This window comes from Chitinophaga niabensis (assembly GCF_039545795.1).
GTDB classification, from domain to species: domain Bacteria; phylum Bacteroidota; class Bacteroidia; order Chitinophagales; family Chitinophagaceae; genus Chitinophaga; species Chitinophaga niabensis_B.
Genome location: NZ_CP154260.1, coordinates 883,864 through 907,328, shown reverse-complemented (window position 1 = coordinate 907,328; position 23,465 = coordinate 883,864). Strand labels below are relative to the sequence as shown.

Sequence of the window (23,465 nt, the reverse complement as noted above, 5' to 3'; positions counted from 1 at the left end):
GAAGGAAAAAAGTTTTATCCTTCTGCTTCTACCACTTCTTTTAATTTTTTCAACACGGCAGACCAGTTCCCGTCTGAATGTTCCTTTTCCTTTTCTGAAGCAATATTATCCTGCGAAAGTGTGACCACGGTTTTGCCCTGGTCCTCTGCTAATCTGTAGGTGACCAGGTTATAATTCTCGGGTTTATCTTCCTTCGCGCCACTTAAAAAAGTGCTTTGAAATATTTTACCCGGTTCCATTTTTTGGATCACACCTTTGTCCTTATAAGACTTACCTTCAAATTCTCCTTCATAAGTGATCTCACTGCCTTCTTTAAAGTCGGAGGTCACTTTGGTACCAAACAGGTATTGCTTAATGCTTTTTGGGTCTGTTATAGCTTTCCATACCCTGGCAGCAGAAGCTTTGATGCTTACAGATGTTTCCGATATGAGATTCCCTTTCATGGTTGTAATTTTTAGTACAATGATCGTACGCCAAATCACATGCCACGCTATGGTTGTTTACACAAAAGCACTGAACCCGGTGATAGCGCGGCCTACGATCAGGGAGTTAATTTCCTTGGTGCCTTCGTAGGAATAGATGGCTTCCGCATCCGCCACAAAACGGGCCACATTGTGTTCCAGCAGAATGCCGTTTCCGCCCATCACTTCCCTTGCCCTACTCACAATGTCCCGTGTGCGTAACGAACAGAACACTTTGGCCAGGGAAGCATGTTCATCTTTTAACATCCCCTGGTCCTGCAGTTCAGATAAACGGAATACGAGGGATTGCATGGCCGTTAAGTTGGACAGCATTTCCACAAGGTGGTTCTGTATCAGTTGAAAAGAAGCGATAGGTTTACCAAACTGTTTACGTTTGCGGGTATAATCAAGTGCATTTTCATAAGCCCCGCGTGCACAACCTACTGCCATCCAGGCAACGCCGGCACGGGTCATCTGTAGTACTTTTGCAGTGTCTTTGAAAGAATTGGCGTTCTGCAGGCGGTCTTTCTCCTCCACTACACAATCCGTCATGGTAATAAGCGCATTCTGCACAATACGCAGCGCCATCTTTCCTTTGATCTTTTCTGCTACAAAACCCGGTGTGCCTTTCCTTACGAGGAATCCTTTCACCTGGTTATCATCAACATCCCTTGCCCATATCACTACCACATCCGCAAAAGTGGCATTACCGATCCATTTCTTCTGCCCGTTGAGCACCCAGCCATCTGCTGTTCTTTTAGCAGTGGTGGTAAGCCCGCCTGCAGCACCGGAACCTACTTCCGGCTCCGTAAGGCCAAATGCACCTACGGCCTGCATCTTATGCATCTTTGGCAGCCATTCCTGTTTCTGTTCCTCCGATCCGCAAATATAAATGGAGCCCATGGCCAGTCCGCTATGTACACCAAAGAAAGTAGCAATGGAAGCATCCACCCTCCCCATTTCCATGGCAATAACCCCTTCCATCAGGAAAGACTTGCCCGGGCAGTCATAACCCTGGTACGTTACCCCGCACAAACCAAGCGCTGCGAACTTAGGGATCACTTCAAAAGGGAAGTCGTCATGCAACCAGAAATTATTGACGATGGGTTGTATTTCACGTTCCATGAATTCACGCACTTTCAGTTGTGTGGCACGATCTTCTTCACTCAGGCGCAGATGCAATTCATAAAAATCACCATTGATCGCCGGCAGCTCTTTCTTCTTTCCACTACCACCATCCAGCATATGCATCAGGCCCTTCAACTGATTATCATCCAGTTTGGAAAAACCATCCATTACCTTTTGCAGGTCTACTTTCTGCGACAACTTTCCCAGCTTATCGAAATCAATTGACCTGAACAGATTATATGCGTTCTTAATTTTGGAGAATGTACCAGCCATAAGAGATATTTTTAATCGTGAACATCAAAACTAATATTATTCTTATATTTAGGGGAATATTTACCTCGGTCCCACATTACCCCAAACATGAAAATCAATAAGGTCCTCATCAGAGGGGAACTGCAGCCAAGAGCGCCTGGTGCATCCACCACAGTTTCCACCTATAGTACAAAAAGCACAGCTGAATTGTTGGAATTACCCATCAATGCGGACATTACATTGGAGTTTGTACTGGAAGACAAAACGGCCTGGCGCTGTGGCCAGGATGAGCTGGACCTCCTGTTTCCCCTCGTAGTATCAGACCCATTTGAAATACCGGCACTGATAGTGCCTTATGGGGTTAAAATAGATAGCCCTGTTCAATTCATACATCTTCATCAGAACGGCAGTGACGACTCCCGGGGCCTGAACCTCAAAGGCCGCCAGGCAGGTACACCCGCCGCTACGGTTACTGTCCGGCATCCCCTGCAGGTAAGCATTATGCAGGGAGACCTGAGGTTTGCCAGTTACCCCTTGCTGGCAGGGCACTTCATGGGAGACGCCATCCTTTATGCGGAAAGCGAAGTGGATAAAGCGCTGAAAGGTGCTTTGCGCGAAAAACATAACCTGGGGATCTATCCCGGTGAAATTGGTACCACGGAGATCGTTATCAGCCCCCAAACCACTTTTGCAGGCGCTATCATTGTAGGATTGGGGAAACCGGAAACACTGACCTCCTTTCAACTGGCCAATACCGTGGAAAGAGGGGTTGCCAAATACCTGATTGACCTGAAGCGTGAGCTCTATAATCCCGGCAATAATTACGATGGGCCTGTTGGTATTTCTTCATTGATCATTGGTTGCGGATACGGCGGGCTGAGTGTGGAAAATGCCATCAGTGGTATTATACTGGGCATCCAGTATGCGAATGAAAAGATCCATAAACTCTTTTCTGGTAACGCAAAATTGATAGAGCAACTGGAATTCATTGAACTGTATGAAGACCGTGCCGTGAGCTGCCTGTATTCCATCAGTAAACTGGAAGAGGATGTAACCAACTCTTACAATATCAGTATAGAAAAGAAACGCATCAGTATGCTGCCCGGCAGCAGGCAGCGGATCATTGAAAAATCAGGAGAAGGCTGGTGGAGCAGGATAACCGTTACCCAGTCACAGGACGCGAATACACGTTTCAAATCCCTTGTTTTTAATGCTTCCACCGGCTCTGCGCGGGAAGAGCAAAGTAATCTCTTCAGCAGTACCCAGGTATTGGATCAACTGATAGAAGATATCTCCACCAATAATAAATGGACACCGGCACTTGCACAAACCGTATTTGAACTGCTGATCCCGAATGCATTTAAAGAGCAGTTGAAACGGCAGGGAAATATCAACTGGATCCTTGACCAGGATACAGCAGCTTATCCCTGGGAATTATTGCAGGACACCACTTCCCCCAGTGCAAAACCACTGTGCATCAACTCCGGTATGATCCGCCAGATGGTCACCAATAATTTCAGGAACAGGGTACAAAGCGTGGCAGCCAATAATGCATTGGTGATAGGAGATCCTAAACTCTTCGGCTTTCTCCCGCAATTACCAGGTGCCATTAAAGAAGGAAAGATCGTAGAGCAGAAACTGAACAATCATAACTTTGAAGTAAACACGATTATCAACGGCAATGCCACTGCTATCACAGAAGCATTATTCGGCAATGTGTACAAGATCATTCACCTGGCCGGGCATGGTTCCTATAACCCTGAAAAGCCCGGTGAAACCGGTATGGTGATTGGTAAGGACATCTTCCTCACCTCGGGAGAAATTGCACAGATGAGCTCCGTGCCGGAGTTTGTATTTGTGAACTGCTGTTCCCTGGGCAAAACACAGGGCATGGATAACAGATACTACCAGCAACGTTATAAATTTGCCGCCAATATTGGCACACAGCTGATACAAAATGGCGTAAAAGCAGTGATTGCCGCAGGATGGGCAGTAAGTGATGCCGCCGCACTGGCCTTTACGGAAACATTCTACCAGCTGATGTTTAACGGGGAAACTTTTGGTGAAGCCGTGAAAAAAGCACGCAGCAGGATCTATGAAGATTTCAGTGATACCAATACCTGGGGAGCCTATCAATGTTACGGTGATCCTTTCTACCGTTTCAACAACAGGGGCTGGTCCGGCCAAAGCCAGCGCAGTTATATGATCTCACAGGAAGCAGAGATAGACCTCTCCAACCTCCGCAACCAGCTGGAGATGGGTGCGGCAAAAGATGAAAGTTTTCTGCAGCAATTAGCTGAAATATCCGCAGCAGTAGACAGTGCCGGCATCCGTACCGCCAGGATCACGGAAAAGGAAGCGCTGATCTATGCAGACCTTTTCCGGTATGAAGATGCGAGTGAAAAATTCCAGGCATTACTGCAGGTAGAAGATGCTTCCTTTTCTTTTTCCGTAATGGAAAAATACCTGAGCGTACGTTCCAAAATGTGTTACGAACGCCGCGCCAATTTCACCGCAGATATTCTACTGCAGGAGATCGGTTACATTGATTCGCAATTAATGATCCTCCTGGGCCTGGGGCCAACCGCAGAACGTTACAGCCTGGTGGGCAGCAATTATAAACGGAGAGCCATGCTGCAGGAAGATCCTGCAGAGAAAATAAAAGCCTGCCAGGCAGCAGCCTACTATTATCAGAAAGCCTGCAGTATAGAAGGCAATACCACGCTGGCCTATGCCTATACTAACTGGATAGAGCTGGAAGCTATTGTGAATGTAGCTGCAGCAAGGAGTTGGGGTGCTACCGTGCAGTTCAATGAAGAAAGTTATACCCTTCCGCCAACAGAGCAGCTGCAGGAAGCCCTCAATAAACTGATCAGTACACCCGGCCGTAAATTCGATTACTGGCAGATGATCAACAACGCCAATGTACATTGCTGCAACTGGATCCTGGATGCCTGCAGGGACAAACAGTTCACTACGCATGACGCTGTATTTAAAAGCTATCATGATGTATGGAAAAAAGCAGAGTCCAAGGGTAAAAAGATGGTGGTGATCAATCACCTTGAATTCCTCACGAATATCCTCAGCGGTGCAGGTATTGCCCGGGCAGAGGAAGTAAACAAGCTGCGGGCAAGATTAGCAGAGTTAGTCTGATTTTTTTACCTTCGCTCCGTATGAAAGTTTGCATTGCCGAAAAGCCAAGCGTGGCAAAAGACATAGCAGAAGTGCTGGGAGCGAAACAGCGCAGGGATGGCTTCTATGAAGGCAATGGATACCAGGTCACCTGGACCTTCGGACACTTCTGCACCCTCAAAGAGCCGCACGACTACTATGAACAATGGCGTTACTGGCGCCTGGAGGACCTTCCCATGATCCCTTCCGGCTTTGGTATCAAACTCATTGAAAACAACGGCGTACAAAGGCAATTCAAGATCATAGAACAACTGGTACAGGAAAGTGAAGAAGTGATCAACTGCGGGGATGCCGGCCAGGAAGGAGAACTCATCCAACGCTGGGTATTACTGAAAGCAAAATGCGCCGTACCGGTTAAAAGGCTCTGGATCTCCTCTCTCACGGAAGAAGCCATCCGGGAAGGTTTTCAGAAATTAAAAGAAGCTGAACAATACAATAACTTATATGCGGCAGGCAGCGCCAGGGCTATTGGAGACTGGCTGCTGGGCATGAACGCCACCCGCCTTTTCACTAAAAAGTTTGCACAAGGGAAAGTAGTATTATCCATCGGCAGGGTACAAACACCTACCCTGGCCATGATCGTGCAGCGGCAAAAAGAGATCAATGCCTTTGTATCTGAAGAATACTGGGAACTAAAAACCATTTACCGCGAAACAGAATTCACGGCAGCTATTGACCGGCTCAAAAATGTAGACAAGGCCAACAACGGCCTGGAGTACCTGAAACAACATCCCTTTGAGATCACTTCCTTTGAAAGGAAAGAAGGAAAAGAAGGTAATCCCCGTTTATTTGACCTTACCGCCCTGCAGGTAGAAGCCAATAAGAAATATGCTTACTCTGCGGACGATACACTCAAACATGTGCAAAGCCTGTATGAAAAGAAACTGGTCACCTATCCCAGGGTAGATACCACTTACCTTTCTGAAGACCTGCATCCAAAGATTGCCGGCATTATGGAAGACCTCACGCCCTACAAAGCGCTGATCGCCCCCATCCTGGCCAATCCCATTCCCAAACTTAAAACTGTATTTGACGATAAGAAAGTAACCGATCACCATGCCATTATTCCCACCGGCATGTATCCTGAAGGGCTTCACCTGGATGAAAAAAGGATCTACGACCTCATCGCCCGCCGTTTCATTGCGGCATTTTACCCGGAATGTAAGATCGCCAATACAACAGTGTTAGGGAAAGTAGGCCAGGTACCTTTTAAAGCAACGGGTAAACAGATCCTGGAGCCGGGCTGGAAAGAAGTATATGCCAATGATGTAACGGAAAAGAAAGAAGGGGAAGAAGAGGAAGAAAAGATCCTGCCTGTATTTGTAGCCGGTGAAAGCGGGCCACACAAACCTAAAGTACACAAAGGAAAGACCACACCTCCCAAACCTTATACGGAAGCTACCTTACTGCGTGCCATGGAAACTGCGGGCAAACAGGTGGAAGATGAAGAAATGCGTGAGCTGCTGAAAGATAATGGTATCGGCCGGCCTTCTACCCGCGCCAACATCATTGAAACACTCTTCAGAAGGAAGTATATAGAGAAGAAGAAAAAGAACATCTTTGCTACACAGACCGGTATGGACCTCATTGATACCATCCAATCAGAACTACTGAAAAGTCCTGAATTAACGGGCACCTGGGAGCGCAAATTACGCCTGATAGAAAAAGGGGAATATGCGATGGAAACCTTCAAGCAGGAACTGATAGAGATGGTAACAGAGCTCACACGGGAAGTAAAAACAAGTTCTTACAAAGTGATCACCATTGCCCCGGATGCCCCTCCCCCGCCGGAACCGAAACCCAAAGTGGCGGTGGTGATAGAAGAACTGAAATGCCCTAAATGCAAAACGCATACGGTAAAGAAAGGGAATACGGCTTATGGCTGCGGCAACTACAGCGTTTGCGGATTCAAGCTGCCCTTTGAAGTACTGGGCAAAAAGCTCACGGATAAACAGATCGCAGACCTGCTTAACAAAGGAAAGACCGGTAAAATTAAAGGCCTGAAAGTACCCGGCAGCGATACGGAGAAAGAAGCCAAACTGGTGTTCAATGCAGACTTCAACCTGGAGATGGAATAACTTATTCTTCCTCTACATCCGTCAGCTGATACTTAATAGCATGTGGCAATGGCTGAATGGGATAACCATTGGCATTGGACCATACATTCGCAAAAGCAGCCCCATAATAAAAGATCAGGGAAGTATAGAATACAAAGAGCAGTAAAAGCACGGTAGAAGCGGAAGCCCCGTAAATAGTGTTGATATTGCTGTATGTCAGCAACCAATGAAGTACCAGTTTCCCCACATTGAACAGTACACTTGTAACCAGCGCACTGGTGAATAAGATCTTCCAGCGCGGACGCCCATCCGGTAAGAGGTAGAACACCAATGCAAACCAGAGTGTAACAGTAAGGATCGAAACAAGATAACGCAGCACACTTTCATAGAAGATCATCAGCTCCGGCAATCCCTTCTCAATATAATGACCCAGGAAAGCCTGTGCCGCATCAGCGAGGATGCCTATTACAAAAAGTACGGCCGTGAACAGGATCACCAGCACCCCTTTCAGGCGGGATACCATGATCTGTTTGAAATTCCCTTTGGCGATCGGCCGCAGGCTCCAGATCTGGTTCACCGAGCTTTTCATTACTTTCAGCAAAGTGGTGGCAACAAATAAGAGGAAGATAAAACCACTGATGGCAATCAGCCAGCTTTGCGCAATGCCACGGAAAGCCCGGAGGGTATGGATTACATCCTGTGTGGTTTCGTCCCCGATGATGGCCCTCAGTTCATCAAAAAGCTGGCGGCTGATCACCCTGGGCTCAAAGATGAGCCTTAACATCTGGATGATGATCACCAGGATGGCAGGTAAAGCGAAAGTGGTAAAAAAGGCGGTGGCACCCGCCATGCGCAAGGGGTCATTGGCAGACAATTCGTTGAATGCATCTTTGAATGACAGGAAGAATTTCTGCCAGCTTTTTAAGTGTTCCCGCTTGCTTTCCATGGGTTAAACCGACTTTGCCAACTTAATAATATCCTTTACTTCCAATACCTTTTTAGGATAACCATCTTTTGTAACGGCTATCATGGCCTGGCCCAGTTCTTTTAAGGTGCTCACAAAAGAAGGGAACACTGTTCTGAAGAAAGGATACATCCAGCTCATATAATTATAATACTTCTTCACATTCTTCAGGCCCTTTGTAGGCTGCATATAACCGGGGCGGAATGCATATACTTTTTTGAAAGGCAGGTTCATGAGATCATTCTCTGTTTTGCCTTTTACCCTCGCCCACATTACCCGGCCTTTCTCTGAACTGTCTGTTCCCGAGCCGGACACATAACAAAACACCATTTCAGGATTGACCTTACTCAGGACCTGTGCTATGTACAGCGTAAGGGTATAGGTCATCCTGTAATAATCTTCTTCATTCATACCAATGGCAGATACGCCCAGGCAGAAGTAACAGGCATCGTACCCGCTCAATTGCCCTTCAATGGAAGACAGCTCGAAGAAATCGCTATGAATGATCTCTTTCAGCTTGGGATGTGTAACCCCTGAAGGCTTGCGGTTGATCAACAGTACGGCAGTAATATCAGGGCTTTGCAGGCATTCATGCAGTACGCCCTCTCCCACCATGCCGGTGGCTCCTGTAATAATTACCCTTAAGTCTTTATTCATCAGCCAAATGTAGGGAGAAAGCCGGGAAACTGAGATTTTTAATAAATTTTATTGGCTATTTCAGGCAGAACATATTAAACCACCAATAAAAAACAGCCCAATGTCTCAACACCAGTCAGGCAAACCACTTTAGGTGATGTAGTTGCGCACCAGCTTGCCATTGCCACCAGGACCGTTCCCCAGCTCTCCGTCATCACGCCCGGATGGCTTACCCACCTCTGAAGCCGGATACCTGTTGAATCAGGCATGTAACGGATTGCACACAGGTTAAAGTACAATGATCTTTCTCACGATCGTTTTTTTCTGGTTGCTGAGCCTTAATAAAAAGACGCCTTTACCAGGAATACGGATCTGTAATCTCCCGGTATTGCCGGCTATCTTTTGTTCATGCACCAGCATCCCTTTTATATCATGTACTTCCAGCTGCCAGGTATGAAGGGATATCGGCAGGATGATCTCCACAGGCCCGGAAGTTGGGTTTGGCTGTACTTTAACCAGTGAATCCAGTTCCGGGTTATTTACGGCTGTGATCACTTTCACTATATAATCCTGTGCATTGAAGTCTGATAGCACATTGGTATATACGATCTCTTTTGGCTCAAACTCATAATTCCAGAATACCGGTTTAAATGTACCACTCCAACCCGGCGGTACACTTACGCTGTAGTTTCCATTATCGTCTGTTTTCACCAAAGCGCTGAGTAGTATATTCGGCAATCCGCGCCCGGTTGCAAAATTCACTTTGCCGGAAATGGTGAATGCATTCACCGTGGTAAAACTGCGGACGGCACTTGTTGTGGTATGGCTGTGATCATCTTTTGCTACAACTTTCCAGTTATAAGTATTAGCTGCAAGATTAGTATGTGTATAGCTTAATGTTGTAAGTCCTGCTACTACTTTTACATCTGATACATACAGGTCATAAGTAACAGGGCCATTTTCCGGATCTGAAGCTGCCGTCCAGGTAAATACAACCGGTTGTGTGGCGGCCAGTTTACTTTGATCTGCCGGCGTCAATAATTGTGGTGCAACGGGTGGCTGGTTTACAACAGGTACTTTATAGGTGAATGCCCAGACCGCACTTTCTGCAGTGGCCTGCTCCGGGTCCCTTGCTACTATTTTCCAGTAATACGTTGTATTGGATGTTAGTGTTGAAGTAGTGAATGTATTGGCGTTTACCGTTCCTGCTTTTTGCAAAGCATTCGCAGCTGTGCCGATATAGACATCATACTCAGGCGGCCCGCTATCTGCATCTGTGCTTGCAGACCAGGTAAGTGTTGCAGTGGCAGTGGTAATATCGCTGTTGTTTGCAGGTGTTTGCAGCACAGGTATGGATGGCGCATCATTGCGGCCTGTGAAGGAAAATACCTGGCTGACACCCTCTGCTCCTGCAGGATCACGTGCTACTACTTTCCAGTAATAAACGCTGTTATTGTCAATGGCCGGCGTTGTAAAGGATAAGCCGCTGAGTGACTGCGCGATCCGCGTAACAGGTTGCTGACCCTTATCCAGATACACATCATATACTACCGGATCACCATCTGCATCCTGCACCCCATTCCAGGTGAGTAATGTGGTAGTTGCAGAAAGGTGTTTGCCGTTTTCAGGTGTTGCCAGCACAGGTGCCAGAGGTGCTGTATTAGGCTTAGGTGATTGAACTGTAAAACTGCTGATATCACTGGATGTTGAACCACCGTAGGCATCTTTCACTACCACTTTCCAATAATAAGTTCCCGGTGCCAAAGCAGCAGTGGTATGCTGTAACAACTGCAGGTCTGTTGCAATGGTTGCAGCAGGGTCAGCAGCTGTTCCGAAGTACACATCATACACGAGGATATCATTATCAGGATCTGCGGCTGCCGTCCAGCGAAGTATTGCCGGAAGGGAAACCGAAGGATTTGAAGGATTTGCCAGTATGGGTTTGGAAGGTGGATTATTCATGGTAGTGAACCGCCATGTTGCTGATTCCCTCGTAAGTGTGGTGCTGCTACTCTTCGCTATTACCTTCCAGAAATAAATACTGTGCGGCTTCAGTTTATTTGCGCCATACAACTGTGCTACCGTAAAAGAAGTGTCTGTAATATCATTTGCTACCAGACTCAGGCTCATACTCTCCACGCCTACATAAAGATCATACCTGAAACCAGTGCCTGGTTTGGTCCATTTAAGAAGCGGATTTACATCTACATTAACAGCCAGATTAAGCGGGCTCACAAGCGTTGGAACAACACCGGCAGCTGCTCCCCCATTTGTTTTAAAACTGCGCACCGCCGTTTCTGCCTCACCACCTTTTCCATCCGTAGCGATCACTTTCCAGTAATAGACGGTATTAGCCTGCAGGTAGTTCCATGGGATGGCATAACGTGTGGCATTGGGGTCTGTACTCCATTCTCCCAATACTGCAGGAGAAGTTCCAAACATCAATTTGTAATACACCTTATCTCCATCCGGGTCAGTGACTGCGGTCCATACCAGGTCTTGCTGCAGGGGCACACCTTCCACTCCATCGGCAGGCGTTAATAATACAGGTACAGCAGGTGCACGGTTCGGGGTAATAAATTCACCTACAGCACTCTCTGACCTTCCGCCATGTGCATCTGTTGCCACTACTTTCCAGTAATAGGTGATACCGGCAGTCAGGCTATTTACCTGGTAAGATGTTGCTGTGAGGTTCCTGGCGGTTAATTGCAGGTTTGCCCGTTGATTACCGATATAAAAATGATATGCCACCGCATCCCCATCAGGGTCTGTAACGGATGTCCATTGAAAAGCACCGGTAGCTGTGCTTTGATGTGCAGGTGTTATCAGTTGTGGTGCGGGAGGTGCAGTGTTGGTTGTATTATTTTGGCTGGTAAATGACCATACAGCACTTTCTGCTATCTCTCCGGAAGTATCACGTGCCCTTATGCTCCAATAGTATTTTTTGCCGGGTTCCAGTTCTGATAACTGGTAAGTAGTGGCAGTTATGCCTTGCTGTATCAATTTTGCCGGCACTTCAGTGGTATCCATATACAGATCATATACCACAACATCTCCGTTATCAGGGTCTGTTGCCGCATTCCATTGTAATTGCCCGTTGAAGGATACATGCTGGCTATTATTTAACGGGCTTTGTAATACCGGTTCAGCCGGAGGATGATTATCAGGTGTATTTTTCACACAACGTACAGCGGAAGCCCCATAAATATTATTGTTGGTAGGAAAGTAGAAATTCTGTTGCTGGCTATAGGAAACACCCCGCTGATCAGTAGTTTTCCTATCCCGCTGCGCAATCCATATCTGGTTAGTGCCGGTTTCAAACTGGGGGTAAAAACCGTTAAAGTAACCGGAAGGCAACAAACTAAGACCACTACTGTTTAACCATTCATTTTCCTTACCACTGAAATTCCATGTGCTGTAATGCATCATGGCAGGTTTATTATTCGTAAGCGGATAGAGTTTATTCCAATCCTCTATAGCAGGAACGTGCCAGCCACAGGGACAAACGCCCTGGATATTCCTGGCCGTATCCGGCAGGGCATCAAAATTCATGGCAGCAGCCCAGGTATAGAGGTAGCCGTATTTACTGATGTTCGCATTATTATTGTTGAGGGCCGTATAATTCTTATCTCTGTTGATCTCATTCCAGATCTCATATCCGAAATATCCATCTTTCGCATCCGGCAGGTAGGACAGGTTATGCACCATCCATTTTTCGCCGTTGATGCGTACCCATTGATAGACCTGCCCATCCCGTACATCCCTGAATGTACCTGTTTCATTACTATTCGGGGGTTTTGTCAGAAACTTCCTTACAGTACTGCTGATAGTGCCACCCTGCTGGTCTTTAGCTACCACCTTCCAGTAATAGGTTGTATTCGGCAGCAGGTTTGTTACGGCGTAATGTTTATCCGTGATGCCCTCTGCTACGCGGTCTGGTGTTGACTTTGTATCCAGGTACACATCATAGGTGATGGCCGGATCATTCACATAACGCCATTCCAGTGTTACATCCGTTTCTACAAAAACAGAGATCTCACGCGGATACTCCAGTGAAGGAACTGTGGGTGTTACTATTTTCTCTGTTACAAAAGTATGTATATCGCTTTCCGTTGATTCACCCATGGGGTCGTATGCAATCACTTTCCAGTAATAGCGTTGTAAACCGGACAGTGCAGGAGATACCGGGAAAGATCTGGTATTGACAAAACCACGCGGGCTTAACTGACCGGAAGAAACCCCTAAATATACTCTGTAGGTAACTGCACCGCCATCCGGATCATCTCCGTTCGTCCATTTTAATTCCGGTGTAATACTTACGTTGCCGGCACTATTGGCAGGCTCCAGCAGCATGGGTTTGGTTGGTTTCGTATTGACCTTTGCATTAATGGTATAAGAACGTTTGGCTGCCCCGGTTTGCAGATGCACCGTGATAATATTATCTGCAGCAAAAGTTCCGCTGATCATGTAATATTTAGTGGCACCAAATGGAAGCCCGTAGTTATAAGTGATGCCTTCGGTAACTGTAAGAGAAGGAGGAACATCAAAACTTACTACTGTGGAAGGATCGCTATAATCCAGTACAAGGGCAACGGCATCTTTGAAGGTCGTTCTTCCTATAGTGGTATAATTCGAAGTATTGAGATCAAAAGCCGGAGACAGTGTAGCCGGGTCATATCTGTATAACTGTGCGGGATCGGAAAAACGATAATAAAAACGGAAGTTAAATAATCCCGGATCATCCGTGGTGGTACTGAATTGCCAGGTATTACTTTCCGTTACACCACCTTTGCCGTCATAAGCCGCTACTTTCCAGTAATATGTTTTGCCGGACAACATCGGCGGCAGGAAGGATGTATTGGTTAAACCTGTGCTCACTGCCGTCATATTGTTCTGCGTGGCTCCCATATATACGGTATACTTTACAGGATCGCTGTCAGGATCTGCAGCAGCATTCCACTGCAGCATCTGCTGGAAGATAACACCCGTACTATTATTCAAAGGGCTTAGCAATTGCGTCATCGCAGGTGCTGCATTCCCCGCATTACTTTTGGTAGTGAATGTGTAAATACCGGTTTCTGAACGTCCTCCTTTGGTATCTATTGCCACTACTTTCCAGCTATAGGTAGTATTGGCTGCCAGGTTTAATGTTACGGACAGATCGCTGGTCACCTGCATTCTATCCATCACTGCATTGGCACCATACCACAGTTCATAATGCACAGTATCATTGTCTTCATCTATTGCCTTCTCCCATGTAATGGCAAGATTGTAATCCACATCAGCGGCCTGGTGTGCAGGGAATGATTGCGTTACAACAGGTGGTGGTGTATTCAATGTGGTAAATTTCCACACACTGCCTGAAGACTCCAGTTCACCCGGGTCCTTCGCTACTACTTTCCAGTAATAAGTAGTATTCCCTTTTGTAGGTGTATTCACCTGGAAGCTGGTACTGGCAAGCCCTGTGGCGATGCGGTCAGTAATAGCAGGTTGTGAACTGGTTGACAGGTAAACATCATATACAGGCATATCCCCATCCTGGTCTGTACTGGCTGTCCATTGCAATAAAGGAGCACGGGAAATATTCACTGCGTTATTTGCAGGCACCGGCTGCGTGGGGGCCTCGGGCGGATACATATTCATTCTGCCCATCGTAACGTTCCATACATCGCTTGCCGTTGAGAGGCCTGCATTATCCTTCGCTACTATTTTCCAGTAAATGGTGGATAGCTGATCAGGTGGATAGAATGCGAGTAAATGAAAGGTATCATTTACCTGGTATACCACGCAGGAATCATTCGTAAAATCGGCAAAGGCGTTTTCTGCAAATACACGCAGGTGATCAGCATCAGGCCCCAAATAAACATCGTATGTGATATTACTGCCTGATGCAACAGTCCATCTTAGGTCAAGGTAGAATTCAGTATACCCTTGCGTTTGATCAAGCGGCCAATGTAACACAGGTTTAGGAGGCGCCGTCTGGCTAAAAGCCGCCTGGGTTACTAATAATAGTAAGAAAGTAAATCTAAGCAGGGAGGTAGTAGGCATAGGATATAACACTTGCAAAAAGCAAAGCTATAAGGATTTATGCTAAGACGAAATGGATACTTCGTTGGATTTTGTGATATACCTCCGGCCGGTCAACAGGATAAGCAGGGCCAGGACAGCCGCACCTGCCATCACTATGGCCACCGGCAATGCACTCGTTGATTTATAAAGACTTACAAGTACCGATGCCAGGGTACCAATACCCATTTGTAATGCTCCCATTAAAGAGGAGGCCGTTCCGGCATTACGTTCAAAAGGTGCCAGCGCTAAAGCAATGGCATTGGAGTTGGTGAAGCCAAGCCCGCAGAGGAACACAAATAATACCACAATGGTACCCGTTAATCCCAGCCAGCCATTCATAGAAGCGATCACAAAAAAGATCCCTGTTAAAGATTGTGCAAAGAGCGCTACAGGAATGATCTGTTCGCTGGTGTATTTTTTCAGTAATAAGGTATTCACCTGGCTTGCCCCGATGAAGCCTACTGATAACAACGCAAAGATCCAGCCATAGACCTTACCGCTCACCTGGAAAATAGCCATAAAGATCTTGGGAGAACCGGAGATGTATGCGAACAAAGCAGAGAATGCAACGGCTGCCGTAAACGTATAGGTATAGAATTGCGGCACTTTTAAAACAGACAGGAAATTCTTAATGATGGGCAATGGCATTAACGACAAGGTAGTATCCGGCTTGTAACTACCTGGTAACCACAGGATGCTGGACAGCAATACCAGTATACCCATTACCGTGAGAATAATAAATACGGCATGCCATCCAAATTCAGTGGTCACATAACCACCAACCGTAGGTGCTATCATGGGAGATAAGGCTACTACTAACATGAGTAGTGAGAATACTTTGGCGCTGTCTTTTACCGGGAACAGGTCCCGTACCATAGCTACGGATGCCACAGCTGCTGCACAACTGCCGATTGCCTGGATAAAACGGAGTACTACAAAATTATCGATGGAGTTCACAAAGATGCAGCCGATAGTGGCAACAATGTATAATACCAATCCTATGTAAAGTGGTTTCTTTCTCCCGAACCTGTCCAGCAGCGGGCCATACAGCAATTGTCCTGCAGAGATGCCTACAAAATAACTGGATAAGGATAAACCTACACTGGAGAGATCCGTTTTCAGGTCTTTCGCAATAGCCGGAAAGCCGGGCAGGTACATGTCTATTGTAAAAGGGCCTAATGCGGTGAGTGCTCCCAGGATCAGGATCAGAGAAAAGTAGGTAGCGCGTGTCAATCTTTAGAATTTCCGCAAAGATGCCTACATTATTTCACTTTCATGGATAGAAAATATTGATCAGCCCATACTCCAAACCCCTTAACTCTGCCAGGCCTTTTAAACGCCCTATGGCACTGTATCCCGGGTAGGTTTTCTTTCCCAGGTCGTCCAGCATCTGGTGGCCGTGGTCCGGCCTCATGGGAATGGATATACGTTTTCTTTGCATCACGGTGATGAGTTCCTTTACTACTTCAAACATGTTCACATCTCCATCCAGGTGATCTGCTTCGTAGAAGTTTCCCTGGTCATCCTGTTTGGTATTACGGAGATGAATGAAGTGGATCTGGTCACCATGCCTCCTGATAATACCGGGCAGATCATTATCCCTGCGCACACTTAAAGAGCCGGTGCAATAACATAATCCGTTAGCTGGAGATGGTGCTGCATTCATCAACGCCACGAGGTCTGCTTCCGTGCTTACGATACGTGGCAGACCTAATAAAGGATATGGAGGATCATCCGGATGGATGGCCATTTTCAGGCCCAGTTCTTCTGCTACCGGTACTACCTGTTGCAGGAAATAAAAGAGATGTTGTTGTAAACGTCTGGCATCAATATGTTCATATTGTTTCAGCGCGGTGAGCACCATTTCCGGGGTAAAGCGGTCATCACTTCCCGGCAGGCCCAGCAGCGTATTGTTGAACAACTTCTCTTTTGCTTCTTTGCTCATGGCCTTAAAATGATGACCGGCCTGCATGATCTCTTCGGGGGTATAATCCTTTGCAGCATCGGGGCGTTGCAGGAGGAAGAGATCAAATGCAATAAAGGATAAACGTTCGAAGTATAATGCTTTACTCCCATCCGGCATCCTGTAATCAATATCCGTACGCATCCAGTCCAGCACAGGCATAAAATTATAGGTGATCACCCTGATACCGCAGGCTGCGAGGTTATGTAAGCTTTGTTTGTAATGATCGATATACAGCAGGTATTGCCCTGTTTGCTGTTTAATATGTTCATGTACCGGCAGGCTTTCTACCACTGTCCAGGTCATTCCCGCCTTTTCAATCATGGCCACACGTTTCTGTATTTCTTCCAGGGACCATATTTCACCAACAGGAATGTGATGCAGGGCTGTTACCACACCAGTACAACCTGCCTGCCTGATATCCATTAAACTAACGGGATCGTTGGGGCCGAACCAACGCATTGTATGCTCCATTACCATGTTGCTAAGATGCAAAAAAAACAAACAACTGTTTATTATAACGATGTAAATGCAGGCATCTGCTGTTACCTGAATTTCCAAACAGGGAAACTGCTGCCTTTTCTGAAAAGGTCCTGGTCCGCAGGTAGCGCCATAAAAGCATCCGCCAGCAGCAGGCTGGCCAGGTCTCCGGAACCATGGTAAACAGCAGGCGCTGCCAGCCAGACTCCTTCCGGGGAACATTTTAATTTTACGGGGAGATAATATTCGAGTGGTTTATCAAAGGTTACATCTTCTTCCAGTACTGCAAACTCCGGCTTGTTGGCAGCATCCTGCAAGCAGGCTTTCAGCCAGGGTTGTACATACCGGTAATAACACATGAATCCTGAAACCGGGTTACCGGGTAATGCAAATACCACCGGCCCGTTTTGGAAAGTTCCAAACAATAATGGTTTACCGGGCCGTTGCTGAACGGTATGGAATATTTCCTGCATGCCGGCTTTTTTCAATACTTCCGGCAGGTGATCATATTTCCCGGCAGACACAGCGCCTGTGCAGATCAGCAGGTCCGCGGCGGGAATGAGTTTATTCAAATGGGTGCTGAGGTGTTGTACATCATCCGGCAGGTGTACCATTTCCGCAGGTATACCCAATCCCTGTAAAGCAGCAGCCAGGTTATAAATATTGGAGATGCGCAACTGATGTGCTTCCGGTTTATTTTCTACCGGCACCAGTTCATTACCGGTGGCGACCAGCACTACCCTGGGGACTTTACTTACCAATACCTGTGTTTTGCCAACAGTGGCCAGCACGCCTGCCTCTGCAGCTCCCAGCCGGATACCCTTTTCCAGTAAGGGTTTTCCTTCCGGCGCATCAGATCCTGCGCGATGGATATACTGACCTTTCTTTACTTCTTTAATAATGGTAAAACGCCGGAATCCTTCGTGTTCTGAAATATCCAGGTGTTCATAAGGTATAACAGTATCTGTAAGGTCTGGCAGCACAGCGCCCGTCATCACTTCCATACAGTCCGCCAGGTTCCGGAGCTGCATCTGGGGCATGCCTGCTGCTTGTACGTCTTCCAGTCCAAATACCCGCTGGCCGCGGACGTAACTGTCGTAGTAAATGGAAATGCCATCCATCATTACCCGGTCGAAAGGCGGAAAAGGCCTGTCGGCATAAATAGTTTCGCGCAATACCCTTCCGGTGGCCTTTTCAAAGGGCACCATTTCTGTTCCAAAATCACGGACTGTAGCCATAATGGCCGCAAAAGCTTCTGGTACGCGCATCATCATTTTAACTATTTTTGCTTTGATAAATTTAATGCATTTATGGGCAATGATTTTACACACCTGGATGAAAGTGGCCAGCCGCAGATGGTAGATGTGGGAGCAAAAGACGCTACACAGCGGATAGCCGTGGCAGAAAGCAGGGTGTTTTTACCAGCCATTATCCTGCAACAGTTCAACGGGCAGGAGCTGGTAACAAAAAAAGGGGCCGTATTCCAGACTGCCATCATTGCCGGTATTATGGGGGCTAAAAAAACCCCGGAACTTATTCCTTTATGCCATACCTTACTGCTGGACAATTGCCAGATCAGCATCCGGCTGGAAGGCTCTGAAGCAGTGATCCGCTGTACCGTTAAAACAACAGGTAAAACGGGCGTGGAAATGGAAGCCCTTACCGGGGCCAGTGTAGCTGCATTGACTATTTATGATATGTGTAAAGCATTCTCTCATGAAATGGTGATCAGGGAAACCAGGCTCATCAGTAAAAGTGGTGGTAAAAATGATATCGGATAACAACATAAAAGGCCTGGTATTATGTGGTGGCCTGAGTACCCGCATGCAACAGGATAAAAGCCAGATCGCTTATCATGGCAAACCCCAGTGGCAATACCTCCACGATCTGTTAAAAACCTTTCTGCCGGAAGTATATCTCTCCTGCCGGCCGGAACAGGAATTTCCCGGCTGTAACAACCTCATACCGGATAGCGTAATCGGTGCAGGGCCTTCCTCGGGATTGCTCAGTGCTTATGCCGCATACCCTGATGCCGCCTGGCTGGTATTGGCCTGCGACCTTCCGCTGATCAGTGAACACAGCATTGCTTACCTGCTGAATAACAGGGATGAACGTAAAGCGGCAACCGCTTTTCTGAGTCCGTTTAACTTTTCCCCGGAACCGTTGATCACTATCTGGGAGCCTGCCGGGCTGGCTGCTTTGGAAAGGGAATTCAGGGAAGGGAAGAACTGCCCACGTAAAACTTTATTGAAGGTGGAAGTGGAGATCCTGAAGAATCCCTATAGTACGGAGCAGTTTAATGCGAATACCCCGGATGAGATGAAGGATGCGATGGATAAGATCAATTAAGGATGTGCCGCTACCCAAACAGCCCCATCTTCAAAAAACTCCTGTTTCCAGATAGGTACTGTTTCCTTTAAAGTATCAATCGCATACTGGCAGGCCTCAAAAGCAGCCCCGCGATGTGGCGCAGCCACAGCAATGGCTACCACTACTTCTCCCGGTAATTTCTCTCCTGTTACATGTAAGATAGCTACCCGCTGCACCTGCCATTTTTCCTGCATCTGTGCCGCGATCTTTTCCATTTCCAGTATGGCCATGGGTTCGTAACATTCAAACACCAGTTTCAGCACTTTTTTCTGCTGGGTCTGGTTCCGTACGGTACCAATAAAAGTAACAATGCCGCCGCTCTTTTCTGATTGTACGAATGCGATGGCTTCTGCCGTATCAATATGCTCAGCGATCCTGATCAGTTGTTCCATAAATTAACCTCCGCTTAAGGGTGGGATGATGGCAATTTCATCTTCCGGGGAAAGGATGGTTTCATCTGCCGCATAGGTTTTGTTCACCGCAATCATAACTGCTTTCAGGTTCTGAACGGCAGGATATTCCTGTTTCAGCCAGTGTTTGAGATCCCCTACGGTGGGGATTTCCGCCTCTATTGTCAGTGTTTTAGCAGCCACAATGTCTTTCATGATGCCGAATAACAAAACTCTCATGGTTTAAAGCTACAATATAGCGGCGATAATTTGTTAACTTTAGCCAGATGTTGAAGGATAATCACCAGCGAACGATCAATTATGTGAGATTAGCGGTTACGGACCGGTGTAACCTCCGCTGTACTTATTGTATGCCGGAAAACATGCAGTTCCTGGAAAGATCAAGCCTGCTGAGCTATGAAGAGATCGTACGGTTAATGCAGGTATTAACAGATGCCGGCATCAACAAGATACGGATCACCGGCGGCGAGCCCTTTTTGCGGAAAGACCTCATGCTGCTGCTGGAACAACTCGCTCCCATGGCCGGTATTTCTATCACCACCAATGGTGTACTCACTGCTCCCTTTATTCCTGCACTCAAAGCCCTGGGCATCCATCAGATCAATCTTAGCCTGGATACCCTGCAGGCCGACCGCTTTTTCCGGATCACCCGCAGGGATCAGTTCAGTGCTGTACAGCAAACACTGGACAGCCTGCTGGCCCATGAAATGGATGTAAAGATCAATATGGTGGTGATGGATGGGGTGAATACAGACGAATTGTTAGATTTTACGGAACTTACCCGCAACCACCCGGTATCTGTAAGATTTATTGAAGAAATGCCCTTTAACGGGCAGGGAAATCGTTTTTCCGGCATCAACTGGAATTATCTCCGCATACTGGATACCATCCGTTCTCAATATTCCCTTGAAAAAATAACCGATGCCCCCAACAGCACTTCCCTGAATTACCGGATCCCGGAACACAAGGGCAGTATTGGCGTGATCCCGGCCTATAGCCGTACTTTCTGCGGAACCTGCAACAGGATCAGGATCACTCCTACCGGTGGATTGAAAACCTGCCTTTACGGAGATGATGTATTGAATGTAAAAAACTTATTGCGGGAAGGAAGTTCAGATCTGGAACTCCTGGAACACCTGCAGGCTGCGTTGCAACACAGGGCAAAGGATGGTTTTGAAGCAGCGGCGTCCAATACGCATACGCAGCTGGAAAGTATGTCTGTTATTGGTGGCTAAGCAACATTCTTCCCCCTGCATATAAGATCAGCAAAGCCGTAGCGGCTTCTACCCAACGGGGTTTCAGGGCAGCTGCACTCAAACGCGCACCGATCTGCCCTCCTGCTATTACTGCTATAATTAAAGGCAAGGTAAAAGACCATTGTACGATAATAGCTCCTTTGGCTGCCTGCCCCAGTAAACCTGAAATGGAATTCACGAGTATGAAAAAGCTGCTTAAGCCGGCAATGTTCTTGGCGGTATCATATTGCCCGAGACGTAATACCGGTGCCAGGTAAATGCCTCCACCAATTCCCGTCATGCCGGAAAGGAAACCAATAGCGCCTCCGATGATCCCATACAGACCTCGCGGCTGTTCGCGGATGGTATATGTTTTCTGAAAGAAAAAACGGATACACATAAGCAGTGCTGCTGCTGTTAAAGCAATACCGAGTATGAGGAAAAAAGTAGCCTGCTTCATGGGCAGATAACTTCCAACAAACGCCAGGGGCACACTTACCAGGCTTAACTGCAAGGCTTTCTTCATGGGCAGGTGCCCATTTTTCCAGAAATGGTAAACGCCGCCTAATACTACTACTATATTACAAAGCAGGGCGGTGGATTTCATCAGCTGAAAGCCCACACCCCATAATGCCATTAATGCCAGGTAACTGGAACCTCCGCCAAAACCGGCAGAAGAATAGACCAGTGCGATGAAGAAAAATATGATACAGAGTTCGAAGACCATAGGTAACTAATATACAAAAAGAAAAAACCTCTGCTCTCTTCTGTGCGGTTCGAAGACCATAGGTAACTAATATACAAAAAGAAAAAACCTCTGCTCTCTTCTGTGCGGTTCGAAGACCATAGATAACTAATATACAAAAAGAAAAAACCGCCGCCTTCTTCTGCGCGGCAGGTTTTCTGCAAGCAGCTTTACTATTTGGCGATATCGATCTTTACTTTCTGGTTTTTGATCTTTTCGTTCTTCACCCGCTGCAAAACATCGCTCATGCGGCTTTTACGAACGCCTACAAATGAAAAGAAGTCCTTCACTTCTATCAGGCCCACATCTTCCTTTTTCAATGCACCCTTGTTAGTGAGGAAGCCAACAATATCCACTTTATTGATCTTGTTCTTCTTTCCTCCGCCAATAAACAGGGTAGACCATTTAGGGCTCTCCGGCAATACGGCTGTTTCCGGCAGTTCAATTTCTTCTACTTCTGCAGGAACATAGGCAGGCATCTTTTCATCCGGGGAAAGGATCAAAACAGCTGTACCGCTGGCATCCATACGGGCAGTTCTGCCGTTACGGTGTGTGAAGATATCTTCCGTATGTGGCAGGTGATAATGTACGATATAGCGGATATTAGGAATATCCAATCCGCGGGCTGCCAGGTCTGTAGTAACCAATACATTGGAAGTACCATTACGGAATTTGCATAAGGCCACATCCCGCTCCTGTTGTTCCATAGCACCATGGTAGAACACATTGGTAATGCTTCTGTCCTTCAGCATATTGCTGGTGCGTTCAACGGATTCACGATGATTACAGAACACAATGGTAGAGCGGTTACCGAAATAGCAGATCAGGCGGAAAAGGGTGGCTATCTTATCGTCTTCATCACTCTTCACCCATTTAACAGCCAGTGCTTCTGCTTTTTCGCCCGTGGAGAAATTGAGTACTTCATGGGCTTTCAGGCCGATGTAATCAGGGATCTCCATGGAATCGGTAGCGGAGGTAAGGATGCGTTTCTTCAAACCTTTCAGGCTGCCCATGATAAAGGATAATTCTTCCTGGAAGCCTAATTCGATGGATTTATCAAACTCGTCCAATACGAGTGTTTCAATACTGTCTGTTTGAATATTACCTCTGCGGATATGATCTGCGAGGCGGCCGCAGGTGCCAATGATCAGGGCCGGGGCTTCCAGCAGGTTATTCTCTTCTGTTTCCCGCTTATGGCCACCATAACAAACGGTTACTTTAAAACCGGTGACCATAGACCTGAATACATCATCTATCTGTAAAGCCAGTTCCCGGGAAGGAACAATGATCATGGCCTGTGTTTTCTTATTCGCTGCGTCCAGCAGCTGCAGTACAGGCAGGAGGAAAGCCAGCGTTTTGCCGGAGCCTGTATCTGATAGCAGGACCAGGTCCTGGTCTTTCTTACTTGCCTCAATAGACGCCAGTTGCATCTCATTCAGCTGATCTATCCTTAATCTCGAAAGTATGTCGTTAATTGCTTGCATCGCCGCAAAAGTACGGCAG

At 46.9% G+C, this 23,465-nt stretch carries 17 protein-coding genes; 5 read left to right on the top strand and 12 right to left on the bottom strand.

Annotation, left to right across the window (positions count from 1 at the left end):
• Positions 1–14 precede the first annotated feature (14 nt).
• Positions 15–443: an SRPBCC family protein gene (locus tag AAHN97_RS03865; RefSeq protein ID WP_343306238.1), complete on the bottom strand. Its 429-nt coding sequence runs from the start codon at positions 441–443 to the stop codon at positions 15–17.
• A 57-nt stretch (positions 444–500) separates the two neighbouring features.
• Positions 501–1,862, bottom strand: a complete 1,362-nt coding sequence (locus AAHN97_RS03860) for an acyl-CoA dehydrogenase family protein (protein WP_343306237.1) — start codon at positions 1,860–1,862, stop codon at positions 501–503.
• Between the two features lie 87 nt (positions 1,863–1,949).
• On the opposite strand from AAHN97_RS03860, the gene AAHN97_RS03855 reads away from it, so the two are divergent.
• Both AAHN97_RS03855 and AAHN97_RS03850 read left to right on the top strand, forming a co-directional pair.
• On the top strand, positions 1,950–4,994 hold the full coding sequence (locus AAHN97_RS03855; RefSeq protein WP_343306236.1) for a CHAT domain-containing protein: 3,045 nt from the start codon (positions 1,950–1,952) through the stop codon (positions 4,992–4,994).
• 20 nt (positions 4,995–5,014) lie between these two features.
• The gene (locus tag AAHN97_RS03850; protein WP_343306235.1) at positions 5,015–7,111 is read left to right on the top strand and encodes a type IA DNA topoisomerase; all 2,097 of its coding nucleotides are present in this window, start codon (positions 5,015–5,017) and stop codon (positions 7,109–7,111) included.
• 1 nt (position 7,112) lies between these two features.
• Here the strand turns inward: AAHN97_RS03850 and AAHN97_RS03845 are convergent, their stop codons facing one another.
• The 6 genes from AAHN97_RS03845 to AAHN97_RS03820 form a co-directional block, all read right to left on the bottom strand.
• Positions 7,113–8,036 carry a YihY/virulence factor BrkB family protein gene (locus AAHN97_RS03845; RefSeq protein WP_343306234.1) on the bottom strand — a complete coding sequence of 308 codons (924 nt, stop codon included), beginning with the start codon at positions 8,034–8,036 and terminating at the stop codon, positions 7,113–7,115.
• A gap of 3 nt (positions 8,037–8,039) precedes the next feature.
• A complete protein-coding gene (locus AAHN97_RS03840) occupies positions 8,040–8,711 on the bottom strand; it encodes an NAD-dependent epimerase/dehydratase family protein (RefSeq protein WP_343306233.1) in 672 nt (223 codons plus the stop codon).
• A gap of 267 nt (positions 8,712–8,978) precedes the next feature.
• Positions 8,979–14,738, bottom strand: coding sequence for an FISUMP domain-containing protein (locus tag AAHN97_RS03835; RefSeq protein ID WP_343306232.1), 5,760 nt, complete (start codon positions 14,736–14,738; stop codon positions 8,979–8,981).
• 42 nt (positions 14,739–14,780) lie between these two features.
• On the bottom strand, positions 14,781–15,992 hold the full coding sequence (locus AAHN97_RS03830) for a multidrug effflux MFS transporter (protein ID WP_343306231.1): 1,212 nt from the start codon (positions 15,990–15,992) through the stop codon (positions 14,781–14,783).
• A 40-nt stretch (positions 15,993–16,032) separates the two neighbouring features.
• On the bottom strand, positions 16,033–17,184 hold the full coding sequence (gene uxuA, locus AAHN97_RS03825) for a mannonate dehydratase (protein WP_343306230.1): 1,152 nt from the start codon (positions 17,182–17,184) through the stop codon (positions 16,033–16,035).
• An 83-nt stretch (positions 17,185–17,267) separates the two neighbouring features.
• A complete protein-coding gene (locus AAHN97_RS03820; RefSeq protein WP_343306229.1) occupies positions 17,268–18,476 on the bottom strand; it encodes a molybdopterin molybdotransferase MoeA in 1,209 nt (402 codons plus the stop codon).
• A gap of 36 nt (positions 18,477–18,512) precedes the next feature.
• On the opposite strand from AAHN97_RS03820, the gene moaC reads away from it, so the two are divergent.
• Positions 18,513–18,983: a cyclic pyranopterin monophosphate synthase MoaC gene (gene moaC, locus AAHN97_RS03815; RefSeq protein ID WP_343306228.1), complete on the top strand. Its 471-nt coding sequence runs from the start codon at positions 18,513–18,515 to the stop codon at positions 18,981–18,983.
• Positions 18,970–19,551, top strand: a complete 582-nt coding sequence (mobA, locus tag AAHN97_RS03810) for a molybdenum cofactor guanylyltransferase (RefSeq protein ID WP_343306227.1) — start codon at positions 18,970–18,972, stop codon at positions 19,549–19,551. The genes moaC and mobA overlap by 14 nt, the downstream gene beginning before the upstream one ends.
• Here mobA and AAHN97_RS03805 read toward each other — a convergent pair.
• Together AAHN97_RS03805 and moaD are read right to left on the bottom strand one after the other, a co-directional pair.
• A complete protein-coding gene (locus tag AAHN97_RS03805; RefSeq protein ID WP_074239668.1) occupies positions 19,548–19,964 on the bottom strand; it encodes a molybdenum cofactor biosynthesis protein MoaE in 417 nt (138 codons plus the stop codon). The genes mobA and AAHN97_RS03805 overlap by 4 nt on opposite strands.
• 3 nt (positions 19,965–19,967) lie before the next feature.
• Positions 19,968–20,201 (bottom strand): molybdopterin converting factor subunit 1, encoded by a 234-nt coding sequence (gene moaD / locus AAHN97_RS03800; RefSeq protein ID WP_343306226.1) that lies wholly within the window; start codon positions 20,199–20,201, stop codon positions 19,968–19,970.
• A gap of 47 nt (positions 20,202–20,248) precedes the next feature.
• Between moaD and moaA the strand changes: the two genes are divergently transcribed.
• A complete protein-coding gene (moaA, locus tag AAHN97_RS03795) occupies positions 20,249–21,217 on the top strand; it encodes a GTP 3',8-cyclase MoaA (RefSeq protein WP_343306225.1) in 969 nt (322 codons plus the stop codon).
• Here the strand turns inward: moaA and AAHN97_RS03790 are convergent.
• Positions 21,204–21,944: a sulfite exporter TauE/SafE family protein gene (locus AAHN97_RS03790; protein WP_343306224.1), complete on the bottom strand. Its 741-nt coding sequence runs from the start codon at positions 21,942–21,944 to the stop codon at positions 21,204–21,206. The genes moaA and AAHN97_RS03790 overlap by 14 nt on opposite strands.
• A 191-nt stretch (positions 21,945–22,135) precedes the next feature.
• Positions 22,136–23,446: a DEAD/DEAH box helicase gene (locus AAHN97_RS03785; RefSeq protein WP_343306223.1), complete on the bottom strand. Its 1,311-nt coding sequence runs from the start codon at positions 23,444–23,446 to the stop codon at positions 22,136–22,138.
• Positions 23,447–23,465 lie beyond the last annotated feature (19 nt).